Origin of the sequence: Enterobacter cloacae complex sp. IR53041, assembly GCF_049238285.1 — a bacterium.
GTDB lineage: Bacteria > Pseudomonadota > Gammaproteobacteria > Enterobacterales > Enterobacteriaceae > Enterobacter > Enterobacter roggenkampii.
Map to the genome: position 1 here is coordinate 1 of NZ_JBMKHB010000011.1, position 20,833 is coordinate 20,833.

The following is a 20,833-nucleotide window of genomic DNA, read 5'->3' on the forward strand; positions in this document are numbered from 1 at the left end:
GCTTTTTCCTCTGCTGTAAATGTTCGTCTCATTCAAAAAACCTCCGCAACCCCATGTTTTCACATAACTGTTGCGTTGACCAATTGAATCTACAAGGCCTTTATTTAATAACGGGTTTTCCAGCAGTACGGCGCCATTATAAGGCGTGTACAGAACGTCTTTACGAGACATGGTTAACTCCTGAATATTTAAACGAAACAGAAATAAGATGAGCAAAAACAGTAACTTTAAGGATGATAAAGACACGGAGTTTTCTGTGTTTTGTTGGGGAGCTAATTTAGTGCTTAGCTAACGGAGCAGTAGTGATAAGGGTCACATTACTTCTGGTTTTATTAATTTCAAAAGAATTGCATTGAATGTCATGAATAACTTTAGTTACATAATAATGAATTAAATTATTTAAAAGGAAAGGGCTGTTGTGTTCACATTTCTCTTCGAAAGCCCATGTTAATTTCACGCTGAGCCTGTTTTTGAGAAAAGGCCACCAAAGTCATTATTTTCTATTTAAGAACATTTATTCGAAACAGGAATAGTTTTCCGCTTATTCCTTTCTCTGTATATCCGAACACAAATTTCAGGTGATTATATGAAAGATAATCCTGTACCGACTTCCGCGCTGTCGACCTCGCGTTTTGCTTTTGGGCTTAACACGACCGAGGTGGGCGCGGTTCCGCTGATGCTGTTCGTCGGGATTGCCGCGATTGTGGCGACGTCCGCCTGGGCAGGGCTGCTGCCAAAAAATATGATAGGCGGACTGGCGGTCATCATGACCCTTGGCTTTGCGTTTGCCAAAGTGGGGCGTCAAATCCCCGTGCTGAAGGACATCGGCGGCCCGGCGATCCTGTGTCTGATGGTGCCTTCCGTGCTGGTCTATTTTGGCGCATTCGGGAAACAAACCCTTGATACGGTGCATCTGCTGATGAAGGAGGCGAATCTGCTCTATTTCGTCATCGCCTGCCTGGTGGTCGGCAGCATTCTGGGGATGAACCGGGTGCTGCTGATCCAGGGCATGATGCGCATGTTTGTTCCGCTGGTGGCGGGGACACTGATGGCCGTGCTGAGTGGGCTTATTGTGGGGACGCTGTTTGGGTATACGCCTTACCACACCTTCTTCTTTATCATTGTCCCTATCATTGGCGGCGGAATTGGCGAGGGGATTTTGCCCCTGTCTCTGGCCTATTCGGCAATCCTGGGGCAGACGCCGGACGTCTACGTCGCGCAGCTGGCTCCCGCTGCGGTCGTCGGAAATATCTTCGCCATTATTTGTGCCGGCTCGCTGGCGCGTCTCGGGGCGAAACGTCCTGCGCTTTCGGGAAATGGCATGCTCACGCGGAGTAAAGACGACGCCAGCCTGTTCGCCGGGGCGCCTGGCGCTCAGCAGACGGATTTTCATCTGATGGGCGGCGGATTGCTGATGGTGTGCGCGTTTTTCATCGTCGGAGGCTTGTTTGAAAAACTGGTCCATATTCCCGGCCCGGTGCTGATGATCCTGATTGCCGTCCTGTGTAAATACTTCAGGGTGATCCCAGCCTCAATGGAGCAGGGGGCGCACAGCTGCTATAAATTCGTTTCGGCTGCGCTGGTCTGGCCGCTGATGATCGGCCTCGGGATGCTATACGTGCCGCTTGAAAGCGTGGTGTCGGTCTTCTCGGTGGGCTATGTAGTGGTATGCGGATCGGTGGTGATTGCGATGGCGCTGAGCGGCTACGTGATTGCGTCGCGTCTGAATATGTATCCGGTGGAAGCGGCGATTGTGACCTGCTGCCACAGTGGGCTGGGCGGTACGGGAGATGTGGCCATTCTGTCCGCCTCCAACCGCATGTCGCTTATGCCGTTCGCGCAGATCGCGACGCGTATTGGCGGTGCCTCAACGGTGATTTTCGCCACGCTGCTGATGGGCTGGATTATGGCGCACTGATTCGAATCGTCAGGATACTGAATCGCAACGACATTTACAGCGTGTCGCTGCGGTTCAGTCCTTTATAAAACTCACCGCGCTGTATAGAATTACCGCAGCCACAGCGACGGGATACCACACGATGACCGGAAGAGTTGATTATCAGATTGAAAAATATCTCCTGACCGAAGCTGCCGAACCGGAGCGCCTGACGCGCCAGTGGGCAGAGGTTCTGGAGGAGTGTCGTGAGCAAAAGGCCGGTGCAGAGGAGCGGCTGCGCCTCGCGTTGCTTAATGTGGACTACGTCACCAGCTTCGAGCTGCCCTTCAGGCTGCTTCTCACCCGTGCGCCCCAGTTGATTGATGCCGTCAGGAAAGAGCTTCAGCTCAGTCAGAAAAATGTTCTGTTTAACGGCAAGCGCTTTGGCTGCGTCTACAGCCTTAAACGGGATCTGGACGGCATACCTGACGAGTTTACCTATCACCTGAAGACGCGGATCCAGCGCAGTGACGCCATGGGCGCGACGGAAGCGTCTTACCGACAAATTGCCCAGCAGGTGAAAGCGCCAAAGGAACGCCTCAAACTGGCGCTGGACAACGGGCTGTCTGTAACCGCGCTTGACGGGCTTTTCTGGTTTGGCATTCAGCGCATCGCGGCTGATGTACAACGGTTACGCAAAACAGGAATGCGGATAGTGACGTCCAACGCCGAGGTGTTCGATACGCTTACCAAAACAACCCGGCAGGTCCCGGTCTATCGCCTGGAAGGGACTGAAATTACTTAACCTGCAGCAGGATCGCCATCAGCCCCGGAAAACGGGTATCCAGATCGTCTCGTCGCAATGAAATCATGTTTTCGCGTCCCTGCGGACGCTGCCAGATGACCCCGCTGTCGCGCAATACGCGCCAGTGATGGGTCATCGTGGACTTCACCACGTCCTCCGGGCGCAGCGCGTTACAACTCAGTTCGCTGCCGTCGGCGAGCCGGCGAATAATCGATAGCCGGAGCGGGTTGCCGAGGGCAAAGAGCACATTTTCCAGCAGTATTTGTTCAGTTTCAGGGTGGTTAGGGATCATCGTTTTCCTGCGTATGGCGTCAGATTGAGCTATATCAACAATAGGTCAACCCTTAAAAAATAGTTCGATAATACTCGTACAATAGGACTATTATAGCAAACGAACGAATGCACGACCATCCTGGTCGTCACAAACACGTCATACTGACTAAGGAAATATCATGCCCCGACCCATCCCTCTCGAACGTTATCGCAACATCGGTATCTCCGCGCATATCGATGCCGGTAAAACCACCACCACCGAGCGCATCCTGTTTTATACCGGGATGAGCCACAAGCTGGGTGAAGTACACGATGGCGCGGCAACCACTGACTGGATGGCGCAGGAGCAAGAGCGCGGGATCACCATTACCTCCGCGGCGGTCAGCTGCTTCTGGCCAGGCATGGACAGAGGCTATGAGCCGCACCGGATTAACATCATCGACACCCCGGGGCACGTGGATTTCACCATTGAGGTGGAACGTTCCATGCGCGTCCTCGACGGTGCCGTGATGGTATATGACTCCGTGGGCGGCGTGCAGCCGCAGTCGGAAACCGTCTGGCGTCAGGCCAATAAATATCACGTACCGCGTCTGGCCTTCGTCAACAAAATGGACCGTCCTGGTGCCGACTTCTTCCGCGTCGTGCGGATGATGCAGGAACGCCTGAAGGCCAATCCGGTGCCGATTGTCATCCCGGTGGGGGCCGAAGATCATTTCACCGGCGTGGTGGATCTGATCAAAATGCGCACCATTCTGTGGGACGATGCGACGCAGGGTATGGTGTTTACCTATGCCCCCGTGCCTGACGATTTAGCCAGTACCGCCCAGGAATGGCGGGAAAAAATGGTCTCTGCGGCGGCGGAAGCCAGCGAAGAACTGATGGACAAGTACCTGGAAACCGGCGACCTGACGGAAGCGGAAATTATTAAAGGGCTGCGTATTCGCACTATCTCGGGCGAGATCCAGCCGATGCTCTGCGGCAGCGCGTTTAAAAACAAAGGGGTGCAGCGCATGCTCGATGCGGTGATCGAGCTGATGCCGTCGCCGCTGGACGTGCCGGCCATTGATGGCGTGGATGAAAAAGGGCAGCACGCGGAGCGTCACCCGAGCGATGATGAGCCGTTCTCGGCGCTGGCGTTCAAGCTGATGAGCGATCCGTACGTCGGGCAGCTGACCTTTATCCGCGTCTACTCTGGCGTGCTGCGTAAAGGCGACGCGGTGTATAACCCGGTAAAAGGTAAGAAAGAGCGCATCGGGCGAATCGTACTGATGCATGCCAACGATCGCCACGAGGTGGACGAACTGCGCGCCGGGGATATCGCGGCCTGCGTGGGGCTGAAAGACGTAACCACCGGCGACACGCTCACCGATCCGAACGCCGTCATTACGCTTGAGCGCATGGAGTTCCCGGACCCGGTGATCTCGCTGGCGATTGAGCCGAAAACCAAAGGCGATCAGGAGAAAATGGGCATCGCGCTGCAGCGTCTGGCGGCGGAAGATCCGTCTTTCCGCCTGCACACTGACGAAGAGTCCGGTCAGACCATTATCTCCGGGATGGGTGAGCTACACCTCGAGATTATCGTCGACCGCATGAAGCGTGAGTTTGGCGTCGAGGCAAATATCGGTCGTCCGCAGGTGACCTACCGTGAAACCCTGCGTAAAACGGTGAAGGACATCGAAGGCAAATTTGTCCGACAGTCCGGCGGTAAAGGGCAGTACGGCCATGTGGTCCTGAGTCTGGAGCCGCTGGAGCCAGGAAGTGGTTTTAAATTTGAAGATGCCACCAAGGGCGGCGTGGTGCCGCGCGAGTATATCCCGTCCGTTGAGAAAGGGCTGCGGGAAGCGATGAACAGCGGCGTGCTGGCGGGCTATCCGGTCGTTGATGTCAAAGCGACGCTGACGTTTGGCTCGTATCACGACGTCGACTCCTCGGAGATGGCGTTCCGCATGGCGGCGATCCTCGGCTTTAAAGAGGGCGCCCGCAGGGCGGATCCGGCGATCCTTGAGCCGATCATGCACGTGGAGGTGGAAACACCGGAAGAGTACGCCGGTAACATCATGGGCGATCTCTCTTCCCGACGCGGCATGGTGCAGGGGATGGCAGAGCAGTACGGCAGCCAGATTATCCGCGCCGACGTACCGCTGGCAGAGATGTTTGGTTATGCCACGACATTGCGTTCGATGTCCCAGGGACGCGCGACGTATACGATGGAGTTCCATCATTTTGCGGAAGCCCCGCGGAATGTTGCGGATGAGATTATTGCACGGCGTGCGAAGTAGTACGGTCACCCTCTCCCAATAGGGGGAGGGTTTTCTCAATCCAGCGCCTTCACCATCTTCCCGCTCGCCACAAACGTCCCGGCTCCAAGATGATGCAGGGTATTGAGCTTATCCCCGTCAAACTGCCAGCGTCCGGCAATAAACGCCCGCTCATCCGCTGCCGCTGAAACCACTTCACCAAACAGCGTGTCGTATTTCTCTGCCGCGGAGGTCACGGGTAATAACCGACACTCCATCCACGCCAGGCATTTTTCTTCAATTACCGGCAGGCCAAGTTCAGGACCGTTCACGACCGGGATCCCGTAGCAGTTGAATTTGTCTTCATCGCGCCCGCTGACGCTACCGACCGCGTATGTCCAGTTGGCCGCCGCCACGCCGGGGATGACGATGCCAAACTTCCCGCTGCGCTCAATCAGCTCGCGCGACCAGGTACTTTTATCTACTACTATTGCGATACGCGGCGGCTCAAACTCAACGGGCATTGACCAGGCGGCGGCCATTACGTTGCGTCTGTCTATAGTTTCATCACGACTGGTGATCAGCACGGTAGGGCCGTGGTTCAGCAGGCGGCTGGCATGACGTAATTCAACAGGGCGAAAGTGGCTCATAGGATCTCCTCATCTGTAACGATGAGTATGACGAAAAAGCACGTAAATCAAAGTGAGCGCGTAGAATTAGTTTATAAACACAGCATCACTATCAAAGGAAACTGATATATGTCCCCCTTTCTGACCGCCTATTTCGCCCGCATCGGCTGGAAGCAACCGGCTTCTGCTGATATAGACACCCTGCGCGCACTGCATTTACATCACAACTGCGCGATCCCGTTTGAGAATATCGATGTCGTCCTGCCGCGCGAAATTCATCTCGAAGACCAGTGTCTGGTCGACAAATTGCTGACCGCCCGTCGTGGGGGATACTGCTTTGAGCAAAACGGCCTGTTTGAGCGGGTATTGCGTGACGTCGGGTTTACCGTGCGCAGCGTATTGGGGCGCGTGGTATTAGCGAGCCCGCCGCAAATGCCGCCACGCACGCACCGGTTGCTGCTGGTTGAGCTGAACGGCGAGCGCTGGATCGCTGACGTGGGGTTTGGCGGCCAGACGCTGACGGCGCCGATTCGTTTGATCGCTAACGAGGAGCAGGGGACGCCGCACGGTCTGTATCGTCTGCTGAGCGAAGGCAACGACTGGGTGCTGCAGTTCCGACACCACGAGCACTGGCAGTCGATGTACCACTTTGACCTGACGACGCAGTATTTCAGCGATTACGTGATGGGGAATTTCTGGTCGGCGCACTGGCCGCAGTCGCATTTCCGCCATCATCTGCTGATGTGCCGCCATCTGCCGGACGGCGGCAAGCTGACGCTGACCAACTTCAACTTTACCCAGTGGCAGAACGGTCATGTGGAGGAGCAGATCCATTTGCCGGATGCGGAGGCGCTGTATAAGCTGCTGCAGGAGCGGTTTGGCCTGGGCGTTGATGACCCGAAGCACGGCTTTACCCTGGCCGAGCTGACGGCGGTGATGGCGGGGTTTGATACGCATCCGCAGGCCGGGAAATAGCCCGGTGGCGGCTACGCCTTACCGGGCCTACGGGTGACCGAACACAGGCCGCCACCCGGCAGGTTAGTTTAAACATCGTCAAAGGCATGCTGATATGGAAATCTTGTTGCGGAATAAATTCAGTTCAGTGGGAATGTTACTCGGGGTTATTGCACTGCTTCTCTCATTAGTGCAGTTCACCTTTGGTCCTTTTTCGACAAAGTCGACGGCGCTTGAAATTGTTGTGGCTGAAAAGGTTTCGGCGGTAAAAAAAGGGATCATTGCTGGCATAAAGGGAGAACAGCCGGCCGTTGAGGCAAAAAAGAAAGCGTTCGATATCGACAGCATTCTTATCAATAGCGGAATCATTTTATCCGTTGTGGCATTAGGGCTTGCCTTCACGGCTGGGATGCTCAAAGAGAACAGATGGGGGGTGAGTGGTGCACTGTTTTTTTCCGGGGCCACGCTCGCTTTTCATGCGGCGTTACTGGCTTTTGGTCTGATTGTCGCAGTGTTGCTTCTGCTGTTGGTTATTTCAGTCGTCAGCGGAAGTACTTTGTTCTGACATTGCGGCCCGGTGGCGTCTACACCTGACCGGGCCTACATGCGTGTGAACGTAGGTCGGGTAAGGCGTAGCCGCCACCCGACAAATCAACGGCGCGATCTCACCACCTGATACCGCCGCGTAAAGTACTCAAACGGCGCGCTCCACACGTGCACCAGGCGGGTGAAGGGGAAGATGAGGAAGATCGTCATCCCCAGCACCAGATGCACGCGGAAGATCGGCGCCACGCCGCTCAGCATTTCTGATGAACCGCCCTTAAACGTCACAATCCCCTGCGCCCAGCCCACCAGCTTCATCATCTCGCTTCCGTCAGGATATTGCGCGGAGAAAGGAATGGTCGATAGCCCCAGAATGCACTGTATCAGCAGGATACTCATAATGATGATATCCGGCGTGGTGGAGGTGGCACGCACCCGCTGGTTGAACAAGCGGCGAATCAGCAGCATCGACCCGCCGATCAGCGTCAGCACGCCGCAAATTCCGCCCGCAATCATGGCCAACTGCTGCTTAACCGCGACGGGTAAAAACCAGGCGTACATCCAGTGCGGGGTTAACATGCCGAACAGGTGCCCGAAGAAGATCCCCAGAATCCCGATATGAAACAGGTTAGAGGCCCAGTTCATCCCGCGCTTGCTGAGCATCTGGCTTGACGAGGCGCGCCAGGTGTACTGTCCGTAGTCGTAGCGCAACCAGCTACCGAGGAAAAACACGGTGGCGCAGATGTACGGATAAATGTCATAGAAAAACACGTTCAGGTAGTGTGTCATTTTGGGCCTCCGGCGCTGACGTCCACGTACTGCGGCGCGACGTCCTGGCTAAAGCGTCGTTGATATTGCTGCATCGGCGAGCTGTCGCACGATGTGGCGTTGTCTTCGATAAACTTCACCTGTTCCTCTTCCCACACGGCGTCCAGCGCCTGACGGGTATCATCCCGTTTTTCACCGGACACCTGTTTCGCCACGCTGTCGCTGGAAAGCCGCGTTCCCGCCAGCGCCAGCAGGGCGTCAAACAGCTGATAGTGCGCCACGCCGCGCTGCTTCAGGCGGCCGCCGATCAGCGCCAGAATTGGTGCGACGTTTTGCAGTCCTTCACGCGCTTCGTCATCGGATACGATGCTCAGGTATTCCAGGTAGAGCGGCAGGTAGTCCGGCAGCTCGCGGCAGTCCAGCTCAAGACCCGCTTTCTCATACTGGCTCATCAGGTCGACCATCGCCTGGCCGCGATCGCGGGACTCGGCGTGAACGTGCTCGAACAGCAGCAGCGACGTCGCGCGACCGCGCTCAAACACTTCGCACCATTCGGCCTGTTTATCCAGCAGCGGGGCGCTCAGGTGCTGGCTGGCAAACGGCAGCAGCATGGGCGCGTCCTGCGCAATTAACGAAAGCGCTTCATCACGGTTTTCCCACAGGGTCTCATCGGGATACTCGATCAGCAGCGCGATGATTTTGAGGATCTGCATTACTCTCCCTCCCCGTGTTCGCGCACCTCGGTGATGTTGATCGCGTCGATGCGGCTGCTGTTGAAGAGGTTGAATTTGGTGTCGGAGCCGTGGCAGCCGTCGCCGAAGGTGAAGCCGCAGCCGTTTTTCTCCGGGAAGGCGTCGCGCGCCATTTCGCGGTGGCTGGTCGGGATCACGAAGCGGTCTTCGTAGTTGGCAATCGCCAGATAGCGGTACATCTCTTCAACCTGCGCTTCGGTCAGGCCGACCTCTTCAATGGCGCGGGTATCGGTCACGCCTTCCACGGTCTGGGAACGCTTGTAGTGACGCATTGCCATCATGCGCTTCAGGGCGCGCAGCACCGGGCCGGTATCGCCCGCGCTGAGCATGTTCGCCAGATACTGCACCGGAATGCGCAGGCTTTCGACTGCGGGAAGAACGCCGTCGCTCTGCGGCAGGCCGCCGGCGTCCGCGTAGGACTGAATCGGCGACAGCGGCGGCACGTACCAGACCATCGGCAGGGTGCGGTATTCCGGGTGCAGCGGCAGAGCCAGCTTCCAGTCCATCGCCATTTTGTAGACCGGGGAACGCTGGGCGGCGTCAATCACGTTCTGCGGAATACCCTGCTTCAGCGCTTCCTCAATGACCGCTGGATCGTTCGGGTTGAGGAACACGTCGCACTGGCGCTCGTACAGATCGGTTTCATGCTCGGTGCTGGCCGCCTCTTCAATACGATCTGCGTCATACAGCAGCACCCCGAGATAGCGGATGCGCCCGACGCAGGTTTCCGAGCAGACGGTCGGCTGGCCGGACTCAATGCGCGGGTAGCAGAAGATGCACTTCTCTGACTTGCCGCTCTTCCAGTTGAAGTAGATTTTCTTGTAGGGACAGCCGCTGATGCACAGGCGCCAGCCGCGGCATTTATCCTGGTCGATCAGCACAATGCCGTCCTCTTCGCGCTTGTAGATCGCGCCGCTCGGGCAGGTGGCGACACAGCTCGGGTTGAGACAATGCTCGCACAGGCGCGGCAGGTACATCATGAAGGTGTTTTCGAACTGGCCGTACATCTCCTTCTGGATCTTCTGGAAGTTACGGTCGCGGGCGCGTTTTTCGAACTCGCCCCCCAGCAGCTCCTCCCAGTTTGGCCCCCAGACGATTTTGTCCATCCGCTTGCCGTCAATCAGCGAGCGCGGGCGGGCGGTAGGGAGGTGATCCCCCTCCGGGGCGCGGTGCAGATCCTGATAGTCAAAGGTGAAGGGTTCGTAATAATCGTCAATCTGCGGCAGAACGGGGTTGGCGAAAATCTTCGACAGCACGCCCATTTTGCCGCCGAGGCGTGGGGTCAGCTTGCCGTGAATGCCGCGGATCCAGCCGCCTTGCCACTCCTCCTGATCCTCCCAGTTTTTCGGGTAGCCGATCCCCGGTTTGGTCTCCACGTTGTTGAACCACGCATATTCCATCCCTTCACGCCCGGTCCAGACGTTCTTGCAGGTGACCGAGCAGGTGTGGCAGCCGATGCATTTATCGAGATTCAGAACCATGCCAACCTGTGAGCGTATTTTCATTTTTTCGCCTCCTGTACCTGATCCCGACCTTCGCCGTCCAGCCAGTTAATGTTTTTCATTTTGCGGATCATGATGAACTCGTCGCGGTTGGAGCCGACGGTGCCGTAGTAGTTGAAGCTGTACGCCAGCTGGGCGTAGCCGCCGATCATGTGCGTCGGTTTCGGGCAGACGCGGGTCACCGAGTTGTGGATCCCGCCGCGCCGTCCGGTCACCTCTGAGCCCGGAATGTTCAGGATGCGCTCCTGAGCGTGATACATCATGGTCATGCCCGGCGGCACGCGCTGGCTGACCACCGCGCGGGCGGTGAGGGCACCGTTGGCGTTGAAGGCCTCGATCCAGTCGTTGTCCTCAATGCCCAGCTCGCGGGCGTCGGTTTCGCTGATCCAGACAATCGGCCCGCCGCGCGAGAGGGTCTGCATCAGCAGGTTTTCGCTGTAGGTGGAGTGAATGCCCCATTTCTGGTGCGGCGTCAGGAAGTTGAGCGCTTTTTCCGGGAAGCCGTTCGGCGGGATCTCGCGCATATGGGTGACGCTGCGGGTGTCAATCGGTGGACGATAGGCCACCAGGCTCTCTCCGAACGCGCGCATCCAGGGATGATCCTGATACAGCTGCTGGCGGCCAGACAGCGTGCGCCACGGGATCAGCTCGTGAACGTTGGTATAGCCCGCGTTATAGGAGACGTGCTCGCTCTCCAGGCCGGACCAGGTCGGGCTGGAGATGATTTTACGCGGCTGCGCCTGGATATCGCGGAAGCGGATCTTCTCATCTTCCTTGTTCAGCGCCAGATGGGTGTGATCGCGCCCGGTCAGCTCGCCGAGCGCTTCCCAGGCCTTCACCGCCACCTGGCCGTTGGTTTCCGGCGCAAGGGCGAGGATCACCTCTGAAGCGTCAATGGCAGTTTCAATGCGCGGGCGGCCTTTCGCCGGGCCGTCGAGCTTGACGTAGTTGAGCTTGCCGAGGAAATCGACCTCGCTCTGCGTGTTCCACGATATGCCTTTCCCGCCGTTGCCGAGCTTATCCATCAGCGGGCCGAGGGCGGTGAAGCGTTCGTAAGTTTCCGGGTAGTTCCGCTCGACGACCGCGATGTTCGGCGCCGTTTTACCGGGGATCAGATCGCATTCCCCTTTGCGCCAGTCCTGTATGTCAAACGGCTGCGACAGCTCCGCCGGGGAGTCATGCTGTAGCGGCTGTAACACCACGTCGGTTTCGGTGCCGAGATGCCCGACGCAGACCTCGGAGAAGACGTTGGCGATGCCCTTGTAGATCTCCCAGTCGCTGCGGGACTCCCACGCCGGGTCGACGGCGGCCGAGAGCGGGTGAATAAACGGATGCATGTCCGAGGTATTCATATCGTCTTTTTCATACCAGGTGGCGGTCGGCAGGACGATATCCGAGAACAGGCAGGTGCTGGACATGCGGAAGTCGAGCGTCACCAGCAGGTCGAGCTTGCCCTCAATGGCGGCGGTCTGCCATTCCACTTCTTCAGGCTTCACGTCGTCGGTTGAGCCTAAATCCTCGCCCTGAATCCCGCTCTCGGTGCCGAGCAGGTATTTCAGCATGTACTCATGGCCTTTCCCGGACGAGCCGAGCAGGTTAGAGCGCCAGACGAACAGGTTGCGCGGGTGGTTCTTGCCGTTGTCCGGCTGCTCGCAGGCGAAGCGGATATCGCCCGATTTTAACGCCTGAACGGTGTACTCCTGCGGCGTGATGCCCGCCGCGTCCGCGCGGGCTTTGATGTGCAGCGGGTTGAGGTTGAGCTGCGGCGCCGACGGCAGCCAGCCCATGCGCTCGGCGCGGACGTTGAAATCAATCAGGTGGCCGGTGAACCTCGAGGCGTCCGCCAGCGGAGAGAGCAGCTCCTGCGCGGTCAGCTTCTCGTAGCGCCACTGGCTGGCGTGGTTGTAGAAGAAGGAGGTGCTGTTCATCTGGCGCGGCGGGCGGTTCCAGTCCAGCGCGAAGGCCAGCGGCAGCCAGCCGGTTTGCGGGCGCAGCTTCTCCTGGCCGACATAGTGCGACCAGCCGCCGCCGCTCTGCCCGACGCAGCCGCAGAAGACCAGCATGTTGATCATCCCGCGGTAGTTCATGTCCATGTGGTACCAGTGGTTCACCCCTGCACCGAGAATGATCATCGACCGGCCGTGGGTTTTGTGCGCCGTGTCGGCAAACTCGCGGGCGATTTTTTCAATCAGCCGGGCGGGCACGCCGGTGATCTGCTCGCCCCAGGCGGGGGTATAGGCTTTGACCTGGTCATAGCTCTCTGCGGCGTTGCTGTCCTCCAGACCGCGATCGAGACCGTAGTTCGCCAGCACCAGATCGTAAACGCTGACCACGCGCTTCTCGCTGCCGTCGGCGAGGGTCAGGGTTTTGCTCGGCACGCGGCGCGTCAGCACCGGATCCTGCTTCACGCTGCGGAAATGCGGGTTCTCGTTGCCGCCAAAGTAGGGGAAGGCCACATCGGCCACGCTGTCGTGGGTAATGAGCAGCGACAGCGTCAGTTCGGTGTCGTGGCCCGCAGCCTGTGGCTCCAGGTTCCATTTGCCTTTTTCTCCCCAGCGGAAGCCGATGGAGCCGTTTGGTACTACCAGATTTCCGGCAATATCAAAGGCGACGGTCTTCCACTCCGGGTTATTGGCTTCCCCCAGCCCGTCGACAAGGTCCGAGGCGCGCAGCATACGTCCCGGCACCACGCGACCGTCTTCCTGCTCGTCCAGCAGCACCAGCATCGGCATATCGGTATAGCGGCGGCAGTAGTTAAGGAAGTAGTCGCTTGGGTTATCGAGGTGAAATTCTTTGAGGATCACGTGGCCCATCGCCATGGCGAGGGCGCTGTCGGTGCCCTGTTTGGGGGACAGCCACTGGTCGCTCAGCTTCGCGACTTCCGAGAAGTCCGGCGTGATGGCGACGGTTTTGGTGCCCTTGTAGCGCACCTCGGTGAAGAAATGGGCGTCCGGGGTTCGGGTCTGCGGCACGTTCGAGCCCCAGGCAATGATGTAGCTGGAGTTGTACCAGTCGGCGGACTCCGGCACGTCGGTCTGCTCGCCCCAGGTCATCGGCGACGCCGGCGGCAGGTCGCAGTACCAGTCGTAGAAGCTCAGGCAGGTACCGCCCAGCAGGGAAAGATAGCGCGTGCCGGCGGCGTAGGAGACCATCGACATCGCCGGAATAGGGGAAAAACCGGCCACGCGGTCCGGACCATAGTTTTTGATGGTCCAGACGTTGGCGGCGGCAATCAGCTGGTTCAGCTCTTTCCAGTTCGAGCGGATAAACCCGCCTTTACCCCGCGCCTTCCTGTAGCTTTGCGCCTTTTGCGGATCGCTCTGGATGGCGTCCCAGGCCAGCACCGGATCGGTATGCTGCGCCAGCGCCTCGCGCCAGAGTTCAATCAGCCTGCGGCGCACCAGCGGGTATTTAAGACGGTTGGCGCTATAGAGATACCAGGAGTAGCTCGCCCCACGCGGGCAACCGCGCGGCTCGTGGTTGGGCAGGTCAGGGCGGGTGCGTGGGTAATCGGTCTGCTGGGTTTCCCAGGTCACCAGGCCGTTTTTGACATAAATCTTCCAGCTGCAGGAGCCGGTACAGTTCACGCCGTGGGTGGAGCGCACGATCTTGTCGAACTGCCAGCGCTGACGGTAGCCGTCCTCCCAGTCGCGGTTGGTGTTATATACCTGCCCGTGCCCGTTGGCGAAGCTGTCCCCCTTTGTTTTGAAATAACGAAAGCGATCCAACAGTTTGCTCATGACATTTCTCCTGCTTCGGACGTGTAGTTATTCTTGTTTTGCGGATTTGCGGCCATACACCAGCCAGGTAACGAGCACGCAGACGATGTAAAACACGAGGAACACCTTCATGGCGCCGACCGGCGATCCGGTCATCGCCAGCGAGGTGCCAAAGGCTTTGGGAATGAAGAACCCGCCAACGGCGCCGATAGCGGAGATAAAGCCCAGCGCGGCGGCGGTCTCTGTCACCGCTTCGTGCTGCGCCTGCTCGTCCGTACCGCCCTGCTTTTTGACGCGGTCGAGCGTGATTTGGCGGAAAATAATCGCGATCATCTGGAAGGTCGACCCGCTGCCGAGCCCGGCGGTGAGGAACAGCCCCATAAAGACCAAGTAGAACGCGACGAAGCTGCCGGAGCCAGAGCCGGGCAGCGTCAGGAAGATCAGGGCGCTGAAGAGGGCCATAAAAACGAAGTTAATCAGCGTGACCCGCACGCCGCCCAGTTTGTCAGAGATCATCCCGCCCGCTGATCGCGCCAGTGCACCGATTAGGGGGCCAAAGAAGGCGAGGTGTAGAATGTTGACGTCCGGAAACTGGGTTTTTGACAGCATGGCAAAGCCCGCCGAGAAGCCGATAAACGAGCCGAAGGTCGCCAGATAAAGCAGGCTCAGCAGCCAGAGATGAAAGCGCTTCAGCACCGGGAGCTGGCTGGCGATAGAGGCCTTGGAGCTGGCGATATCGTTCATTCCAAAGAAGGCCGCAAGGGTGGCCAGCAGCAGCAGCGGCGCCCATATCCAGGCCGCATTGGCCAGCCACAGGGTGGAACCGTCATCCTGCGGTACGCCCTCCACGCCCAGGAAGGTAAACATCGGCAGGAAGATCACCAGCGGCGCGACCAGCTGCATCACGCTGACGCCCAGGTTGCCGAGCCCGCCGTTAATACCGAGCGCGCTACCCTGTTTTGCTTTGGGGAAGAAGAAGCTGATGTTGCCCATGCTGGAGGCAAAGTTGGCGCCTGCAAAGCCGCAGAGCAGGGCAATCACGATAAAGATCCAGTAAGGCGTCGCGGTGTTCTGAATGGCCATCCCCAGCCAGACGCAGGGAATGATCAGGATGACGGTACTCAATACCGTCCAGTATCGTCCGCCAAATATGGGCACCATAAACGAATAGGGGACGCGCAATATCGCGCCGGAGAGAGAAGGTAATGCCGTTAGCATAAAAAGTTGATCGGTGGTGAAATTAAATCCGACTTTATTCAGATTGACGGCAATGGCGCTAAATAACATCCAGACGCAAAACGCTAACAGCAAACAGGCGACGGAAATCCACAGGTTTCTTCGCGCGATATGTTTTCCTTTGTTTTCCCAAAATTGCACATTTTCCGGTTTCCAGTTACTTAACAGATGCGGATTACTCTTCTCACTTTGTTGTGACATATCACCCTCTTGCTCGCCAGAATGAAGAGAAAACAAATGAAAACAGTTAGATAGATGTGAGTGTGCTGGTTGGTTTATTGGATGTTTTTGGATACAACTGAAAGGATAGATAAAAAAGCGAACCCCTGAGATTCGAAAGGAAATATGGGTTCGCTTAATGTGTTACTAATTGTAAAACTCGCGGTAAATAATACTCCGTTGGGAGTATTAACCCAATTCGAGGGAGATAAGTTTATCGAGATGCTTATTAAACGCCGCATCGTCCATTTCGGGCATATTTAAAATCGTGATCCCATCAAGCCCACAAACCAGCCCGATCAATCGCCAGGCAATATTTTCCGCGCGATCGGTAAGCGTAAAGGCGTTGGCCTCCGCCCCGGCGCGGATAATCGCCACGGTCTCCTGATGCCACATCTCCATAGTCAGGGCGTAAGCCGCGTTGATTTCAGGATCCCGGCTGGCGAGAATTTGAGCTTCCCGCCAGAGGCGAATGTAAGGCTCAAGCCCGCCGTCGTCACTGCCGAGCATGCTGTGCAGCCGTTCCCGCCAGCTGGCGTTTTCACCCACCACGTCGGCATCCAGCAGCTCGCGGATCACGCGCACAAAGGCCAGCGATTTTAGCTCGCCGCCGGAGGCGAAGTGGTGGTGGACCTGTCCGGTCGCGACGCCCGCTTCAGCGGCAATTCGCCGTACCGTCATGGCTGCCAGCCCCTCGGCCAGCGCCACGCGCATCGCGGCCTGCAGGATCGCTTCCCGTCTCTCTTCCTTGCTCAAATATTGCATTTTTTCACTACTCTCAATAGGAATGAAACGAGTGTAACAAAAAGCTGGACACGCGTTCAACTTTACGTAGGATCGCAATCTGGACATGTGTCCAGGTTTGAGATGAAAAGGAAATTTATGTTTCGTCAGTGGTTAGCGTTAGTGATTATCGTGCTGGTGTATATCCCGGTGGCGATTGACGCGACGGTGCTGCACGTAGCGGCGCCGACATTGAGCATGACGCTGGGCGCCAGCGGCAATGAACTATTGTGGATCATCGATATTTACTCGCTGGTGATGGCGGGAATGGTGCTGCCGATGGGCGCCCTGGGTGACCGCATCGGTTTTAAACGGTTGTTGATGATCGGCAGTACGCTGTTTGGCCTGTCATCGCTGGCGGCAGCGTTTGCCCCCTCAGCAGGGTGGCTGATCGCGGCGCGCGCCTCGCTGGCGATTGGTGCGGCCATGATCATTCCTGCCACTCTGGCGGGGATCCGCACGCTCTTTACCGACGCGAAAGATCGCAACATCGCGCTCGGCGTCTGGGCGGCGGTCGGTTCCGGCGGGGCAGCGTTTGGCCCGCTGATTGGCGGTATGCTGCTGGAGCATTTTTACTGGGGATCGGTGTTTTTGATCAACGTACCGATTGTGCTGGTGGTGGTGTCGCTGGCCGCGCGTTTTGTCCCCCGTCAGCAGGGCCGACCGGAGCAGCCGCTGAATATCAGCCATGCCATCATGCTGATTGTGGCGATTTTGCTTCTGGTCTACAGCGCCAAAACCGCGCTTAAGGGCGCTCTGGCGCCGTGGCTGGTGGCGTGTACCCTGCTGACGGGGGCCGTGATGCTGTTTATTTTTGTGCGCATCCAGCTTCGCGCCCGCGTGCCGATGATCGACATGCGCCTGTTCTGTCACCGCATCATTTTAAGCGGCGTGGTCATGGCGATGACGGCGATGATCGCCCTGGTGGGCTTTGAATTGCTGATGGCGCAGGAGCTGCAGTTTGTCCATGGCTTTACGCCGTTCGAGGCGGGCATGTTTATGCTCCCGGTAATGGTGGCCAGCGGGTTCAGCGGACCGATTGCCGGTGTGCTGGTGGGCCGTCTGGGGCTACGCATTGTCGCTGCGGGTGGCATGGGGCTGAGCGCGGTCAGCTTTATCGGCCTGTCGACGCTCGACTTCAGCACGCAGCAGTGGCAGGCGTGGGGGCTGATGGTGCTGCTCGGCTTCAGTGCCGCCAGCGCGCTGCTGGCCTCGACCTCGGCCATTATGGCGGCCGCGCCGAAAGAGAAGGCGGCTGCCGCCGGAGCCATTGAAACCATGTCCTATGAGCTGGGGGCCGGGCTGGGGATCGCCATTTTTGGCCTGCTGTTGACCCGCAGCTTCTCGGCGTCGATTGCGCTGCCGCAGGGGCTGCATGCCTCGCTCGTCGATAAAGCCTCGTCATCGATTGGTGAAGCGATGAAGGTGGCGCAGGAACTGACGCCGTCCCTCGCGGAGCCGGTGATTGAGGCGGCGAAAAGTGCGTTTATTACTTCCCACAGCGTGGCGCTGGGCAGTGCGGGCGGAATGCTGCTGTTGCTGGCAGTGGGGATCTGGTTCAGCCTGGCGAAGGTGCCGAAGGGGTAAAACACGCCCGGTGGCGCTGCGCTTACCGGGCCTACGGGCGCGGTTGTCCGAGCCGCGCCACCCGGTTTATTTTTCCTGGGCCGCGGCCAACACGCTGTGCAACAGCACGTTCGCCCCTTTTTCCGACCACTCCGGCAGGATCCTTTCCGCTTCGTTATGGCTGATGCCCTTCACGCAGGGGATAAAAATCATGCTGGCAGGGGCAATTTTGCTGACATAGCAGGCGTCATGTCCCGCGCCGGAGACCATCGGTTTCGCCGAGTAGCCCAGTTCCGCCACGGCCTTCTCCGTGCGGGCCAGACATTCGGCATCAAACGCGATGGGCGCGTAGTCAAAGATGCGCTCAACGACAGCCGCCACCCCGCGCAGGCTCAGGCTTTCAGCCACCTTATGCAGCGCTGCCTCCATGGCTTCCAGCGCCGTCAGCGCCGGATGGCGAAACTCCACGCTGCAGACCACCCGAGACGGCACGACGTTGCGCGAGTTTGGCGTAACCTGCGCCATACCGATCGTCGCCCGTCCGTCCGGCGCATGCCGATAGCCAATCTCCTCCACCTTCAGCGCCAGCTCCGCGAAGGCGGTCAGCGCGTCGCGGCGGCTGTGCATCGGCGTGGTGCCCGCGTGGGCGGCAAACCCGTCCAGCGTCAGGGTGAACCAGCGCTGGCCCATTGCCGCGCGGACGAGCCCGATATCCAGACCTTCGTCCTCCAGAATCGGGCCCTGCTCGATGTGCAGCTCGTAGCAGGCGTAAACCGGAAACGCGCGGGCAGGGGCTTCACCCCGGTAGCCGATGTTATCCAGGGCTTCACCCACGGTGATGCCATCGTGATCGGCGCGGGCATGGGCGTATGCTTCGCTAAATTGCCCCGTCCAGACCCCAGAAGAGAGCATGGCTGGCGCGAAGCGCGCGCCTTCTTCGTTGGTCCAGTTGACCAGCACAACGTCACGTTCCGTCTCAATGTGATGGTCGTTGAGCGTTCGCAGCAGCTCCAGCCCGGCCAGCACGCCGTAAACCCCGTCGTAGTTCCCCCCCAGCGGCTGCGTATCCACGTGCGAACCGGTCAAGACCGGGGCAAGCTGCGGATTTTTCCCCGCACGACGGATAAACATATTGCCCATGCTGTCGACGTCACAGGTAAAACCGGCGTCCAGCGCCCAGTCGCGAAGCAGATTACGCGCAACGCGATCTTCCTCGCTCAGTGCCAGACGGGTGACGCCACCGGCGGGCGTGCCGCCGATCTGCGCCATCATCTCAAGCGTTGACCACAGCCGTTCGGCGTTGACGCGGATCATGGCTTGTCCTTACTGCAGCGGTAGCGGAAATCACAGCACGCGCCGCCCTGCATAATGGTCGTGGTGCGGGTTAGCTCTACGTCGGGCGCATAGCCCACGATGAATTTTTCATCGCGCGCGCAGGAGAGCAGGTGACCAATTTCGCCCAGCCCCATCTCGTGGTACATCTCCGCGTAGCGACAGCGGGTCACGTTGTAGTTGTACTGCTGGTCGTCGGCGTCAATCACCTTCACCTCCAGGGCGTTATCTTTCTCCCACAGATACTGCAGGGCGATAAAGCTCTTGATGTTTGCGCCGTTGGGTTCTTTGCTGGCAAACCCTTTGCCAGCATCAATCGCGGCCTGCTCAATGGCCTCACCAATCACCGCCTGGGCGCGGTCTTTCCCTATCTCGCGCACCAGGATTTCATAAATTGGCTTAATAATTTCGGCTTCAATTTTGCGGCGGGCGAGAATGCCCAGCTCGTTATTATCACTCATCACATTGCCTCGCTGCGTTACTTCGCTTTTGCGCCGCCCAGCACGGTCTGCGGCTGCCATTTGCCGTCGACAACCTTATAGACCGTGAACGACGGCGATTTCAGGTTGCCCTCTTTATCAAACGCGATCTGTCCGGTGACGCCGGAGTAGCTGATGGCGCGCAGGGCGGGCAGATAGTCGGACGGCTCAACGGAGTCTGCTTTTTCCATCGCCGCCACCAGCACGCGGGTGGCGTCATAGGCGAACGGGGCGTGCAGTTCGATATGGGTGTGGTAGCGGGACTGGTACGCCTGCTCGAACGCTTTACCACCCGGCATCTGATCAACGGGCAGACCCGGCTCCAGCGCCACAACGCCTTCGCCTTCTTTCTGCGCCAGCTTGAGGAACGTCTGGCTGACGAATCCGCCTGCGCCCATCAGCGTGGCGTTCATGCCCAGCTGTTTGATGCGGCGCGCCAGCGGTGCGGCCTGGCTGTCGACGCCGCCGAAGAAGATCACATCGGCGTTTTTACTGCGGATGGCGGTCAGTACGGCGCTGAAATCGACCGTTTTGTCATCCACGTACTGACGATCGACTATTTTCACGCCCTGGGCTTCCAGCGATTTTATAAACTGGTCTGCAAGCCCCTGACCGAAGGCGGTGCGGTCGTCGATCACCGCAATGCGTTTGGCTTTCAGGGTGTTAACCGCGTACTGACCGGCGAGCTGACCGCCGTCATCGTCGTGGCCCATCACGCGGAAGCTGGTGTCAAAACCCTGCTGGGTATAGGCATGACCGGTTGCGACCGGCGCCACCTGGGCGATGCCTGCATCGTGATAAATGCGGGCCGCCGGAATGCTGGTGCCGGTATTCCAGTGACCGACCACGCCTGCCACGCCGCTATCCACCAGACGCTGCGCGACGGCTACGGCAGTGCGCGGGTCGGACTGATCGTCTTCGGACTGCAGTTTGAAGGTCACCGCTTTGCCGCCGATGGTCGGGTGCTGCTTGTTAATGTCGTCAATGGCCAGCTGCGCGCCGTTCTCCAGATCTTTCCCGATACGGGCAGACGGGCCGGTCAGCGGGCCTGCCAGACCGATGACCACGGTTTCACCGTCAGCGGCCCACGCGGACGTTGAGGCAAAGCTGCCGAGGAGAATAGCGGCGCTGAGCGCACTGATTTTTACTGTTTTCATTGT

At 58.5% G+C, this 20,833-nt stretch carries 17 protein-coding genes; 6 read left to right on the forward strand and 11 right to left on the reverse strand.

The window, feature by feature from the left end; all coding sequences use genetic code 11:
* The first annotated feature begins 586 nt into the window (after positions 1–586).
* Positions 587–1,918, forward strand: a complete 1,332-nt coding sequence (locus ACOTXF_RS09960) for a 2-hydroxycarboxylate transporter family protein (RefSeq protein ID WP_048963119.1) — start codon at positions 587–589, stop codon at positions 1,916–1,918.
* Positions 1,919–2,039: 121 nt separating this feature from the next.
* Positions 2,040–2,681: a helix-turn-helix domain-containing protein gene (locus ACOTXF_RS09965; RefSeq protein ID WP_047745582.1), complete on the forward strand. Its 642-nt coding sequence runs from the start codon at positions 2,040–2,042 to the stop codon at positions 2,679–2,681.
* Here ACOTXF_RS09965 and ACOTXF_RS09970 read toward each other — a convergent pair.
* Positions 2,674–2,973 (reverse strand): ArsR/SmtB family transcription factor, encoded by a 300-nt coding sequence (locus ACOTXF_RS09970; protein ID WP_008501755.1) that lies wholly within the window; start codon positions 2,971–2,973, stop codon positions 2,674–2,676. The two genes, ACOTXF_RS09965 and ACOTXF_RS09970, sit on opposite strands and share 8 nt — an antisense overlap.
* Positions 2,974–3,133: 160 nt before the next feature.
* Here ACOTXF_RS09970 and fusA point away from each other — a divergent pair, with 160 nt between their 5' ends.
* Positions 3,134–5,233 (forward strand): elongation factor G, encoded by a 2,100-nt coding sequence (gene fusA / locus ACOTXF_RS09975; RefSeq protein WP_032663461.1) that lies wholly within the window; start codon positions 3,134–3,136, stop codon positions 5,231–5,233.
* A 35-nt stretch (positions 5,234–5,268) separates the two neighbouring features.
* Here fusA and ACOTXF_RS09980 read toward each other — a convergent pair whose 3' ends face one another.
* Entirely contained in the window at positions 5,269–5,841 is a 573-nt protein-coding gene (locus tag ACOTXF_RS09980) for a flavin reductase family protein (protein WP_023292319.1), read from the reverse strand.
* Between the two features lie 108 nt (positions 5,842–5,949).
* On the opposite strand from ACOTXF_RS09980, the gene nhoA reads away from it, so the two are divergent.
* Both nhoA and ACOTXF_RS09990 read left to right on the forward strand, forming a co-directional pair.
* Positions 5,950–6,795: an N-hydroxyarylamine O-acetyltransferase gene (nhoA, locus tag ACOTXF_RS09985; protein WP_045415767.1), complete on the forward strand. Its 846-nt coding sequence runs from the start codon at positions 5,950–5,952 to the stop codon at positions 6,793–6,795.
* Positions 6,796–6,889: 94 nt separating this feature from the next.
* On the forward strand, positions 6,890–7,339 hold the full coding sequence (locus tag ACOTXF_RS09990; RefSeq protein ID WP_045415769.1) for a hypothetical protein: 450 nt from the start codon (positions 6,890–6,892) through the stop codon (positions 7,337–7,339).
* A gap of 86 nt (positions 7,340–7,425) precedes the next feature.
* On the opposite strand, the gene narI is transcribed toward ACOTXF_RS09990, so the two are convergent.
* From narI to ACOTXF_RS10020, 6 genes are all read right to left on the reverse strand, one after another.
* Entirely contained in the window at positions 7,426–8,106 is a 681-nt protein-coding gene (gene narI, locus ACOTXF_RS09995; protein ID WP_014883923.1) for a respiratory nitrate reductase subunit gamma, read from the reverse strand.
* Entirely contained in the window at positions 8,103–8,798 is a 696-nt protein-coding gene (narW, locus tag ACOTXF_RS10000; RefSeq protein ID WP_045415770.1) for a nitrate reductase molybdenum cofactor assembly chaperone, read from the reverse strand. The genes narI and narW overlap by 4 nt, the downstream gene beginning before the upstream one ends.
* Entirely contained in the window at positions 8,798–10,342 is a 1,545-nt protein-coding gene (gene narH / locus ACOTXF_RS10005; RefSeq protein WP_008501747.1) for a nitrate reductase subunit beta, read from the reverse strand. The genes narW and narH overlap by 1 nt, the downstream gene beginning before the upstream one ends.
* Positions 10,339–14,079, reverse strand: a complete 3,741-nt coding sequence (locus ACOTXF_RS10010) for a nitrate reductase subunit alpha (protein WP_047745587.1) — start codon at positions 14,077–14,079, stop codon at positions 10,339–10,341. Before ACOTXF_RS10010 ends, narH begins: the two co-directional genes overlap by 4 nt.
* Before the next feature lie 27 nt (positions 14,080–14,106).
* On the reverse strand, positions 14,107–15,495 hold the full coding sequence (locus tag ACOTXF_RS10015) for a NarK family nitrate/nitrite MFS transporter (protein ID WP_025910957.1): 1,389 nt from the start codon (positions 15,493–15,495) through the stop codon (positions 14,107–14,109).
* 207 nt (positions 15,496–15,702) lie between these two features.
* Positions 15,703–16,278, reverse strand: coding sequence for a TetR family transcriptional regulator (locus ACOTXF_RS10020; protein ID WP_021240211.1), 576 nt, complete (start codon positions 16,276–16,278; stop codon positions 15,703–15,705).
* Positions 16,279–16,395: 117 nt separating this feature from the next.
* On the opposite strand from ACOTXF_RS10020, the gene ACOTXF_RS10025 reads away from it, so the two are divergent.
* A complete protein-coding gene (locus ACOTXF_RS10025) occupies positions 16,396–17,883 on the forward strand; it encodes an MFS transporter (RefSeq protein ID WP_021240210.1) in 1,488 nt (495 codons plus the stop codon).
* Positions 17,884–17,949: 66 nt separating this feature from the next.
* Here ACOTXF_RS10025 and ACOTXF_RS10030 read toward each other — a convergent pair whose 3' ends face one another.
* The 3 genes from ACOTXF_RS10030 to ACOTXF_RS10040 are packed head-to-tail and all read right to left on the reverse strand — an operon-like array spanning position 17,950 to position 20,830.
* Entirely contained in the window at positions 17,950–19,176 is a 1,227-nt protein-coding gene (locus tag ACOTXF_RS10030) for a Zn-dependent hydrolase (RefSeq protein WP_045415774.1), read from the reverse strand.
* Positions 19,173–19,655 (reverse strand): L-2-amino-thiazoline-4-carboxylic acid hydrolase, encoded by a 483-nt coding sequence (locus ACOTXF_RS10035; protein ID WP_023344216.1) that lies wholly within the window; start codon positions 19,653–19,655, stop codon positions 19,173–19,175. The genes ACOTXF_RS10030 and ACOTXF_RS10035 overlap by 4 nt, the downstream gene beginning before the upstream one ends.
* 17 nt (positions 19,656–19,672) lie before the next feature.
* Positions 19,673–20,830, reverse strand: a complete 1,158-nt coding sequence (locus ACOTXF_RS10040) for a branched-chain amino acid ABC transporter substrate-binding protein (protein ID WP_047745590.1) — start codon at positions 20,828–20,830, stop codon at positions 19,673–19,675.
* Positions 20,831–20,833: the final 3 nt, after the last annotated feature.

What these genes read in the sequence shown, in the direction of transcription:
- ACOTXF_RS09960 (WP_048963119.1), top strand. Translation starts at nt 587, where the DNA reads ATGAAAGATAATCCTGTACCGACTTCCGCGCTGTCGACCTCGCGTTTT.
- ACOTXF_RS09965 (WP_047745582.1), top strand. Translation starts at nt 2,040, where the DNA reads ATGACCGGAAGAGTTGATTATCAGATTGAAAAATATCTCCTGACCGAA.
- ACOTXF_RS09970 (WP_008501755.1), bottom strand. Translation starts at nt 2,973, where the DNA reads ATGATCCCTAACCACCCTGAAACTGAACAAATACTGCTGGAAAATGTG.
- fusA (WP_032663461.1), top strand. Translation starts at nt 3,134, where the DNA reads ATGCCCCGACCCATCCCTCTCGAACGTTATCGCAACATCGGTATCTCC.
- ACOTXF_RS09980 (WP_023292319.1), bottom strand. Translation starts at nt 5,841, where the DNA reads ATGAGCCACTTTCGCCCTGTTGAATTACGTCATGCCAGCCGCCTGCTG.
- nhoA (WP_045415767.1), top strand. Translation starts at nt 5,950, where the DNA reads ATGTCCCCCTTTCTGACCGCCTATTTCGCCCGCATCGGCTGGAAGCAA.
- ACOTXF_RS09990 (WP_045415769.1), top strand. Translation starts at nt 6,890, where the DNA reads ATGGAAATCTTGTTGCGGAATAAATTCAGTTCAGTGGGAATGTTACTC.
- narI (WP_014883923.1), bottom strand. Translation starts at nt 8,106, where the DNA reads ATGACACACTACCTGAACGTGTTTTTCTATGACATTTATCCGTACATC.
- narW (WP_045415770.1), bottom strand. Translation starts at nt 8,798, where the DNA reads ATGCAGATCCTCAAAATCATCGCGCTGCTGATCGAGTATCCCGATGAG.
- narH (WP_008501747.1), bottom strand. Translation starts at nt 10,342, where the DNA reads ATGAAAATACGCTCACAGGTTGGCATGGTTCTGAATCTCGATAAATGC.
- ACOTXF_RS10010 (WP_047745587.1), bottom strand. Translation starts at nt 14,079, where the DNA reads ATGAGCAAACTGTTGGATCGCTTTCGTTATTTCAAAACAAAGGGGGAC.
- ACOTXF_RS10015 (WP_025910957.1), bottom strand. Translation starts at nt 15,495, where the DNA reads ATGTCACAACAAAGTGAGAAGAGTAATCCGCATCTGTTAAGTAACTGG.
- ACOTXF_RS10020 (WP_021240211.1), bottom strand. Translation starts at nt 16,278, where the DNA reads ATGCAATATTTGAGCAAGGAAGAGAGACGGGAAGCGATCCTGCAGGCC.
- ACOTXF_RS10025 (WP_021240210.1), top strand. Translation starts at nt 16,396, where the DNA reads ATGTTTCGTCAGTGGTTAGCGTTAGTGATTATCGTGCTGGTGTATATC.
- ACOTXF_RS10030 (WP_045415774.1), bottom strand. Translation starts at nt 19,176, where the DNA reads ATGATCCGCGTCAACGCCGAACGGCTGTGGTCAACGCTTGAGATGATG.
- ACOTXF_RS10035 (WP_023344216.1), bottom strand. Translation starts at nt 19,655, where the DNA reads ATGAGTGATAATAACGAGCTGGGCATTCTCGCCCGCCGCAAAATTGAA.
- ACOTXF_RS10040 (WP_047745590.1), bottom strand. Translation starts at nt 20,830, where the DNA reads ATGAAAACAGTAAAAATCAGTGCGCTCAGCGCCGCTATTCTCCTCGGC.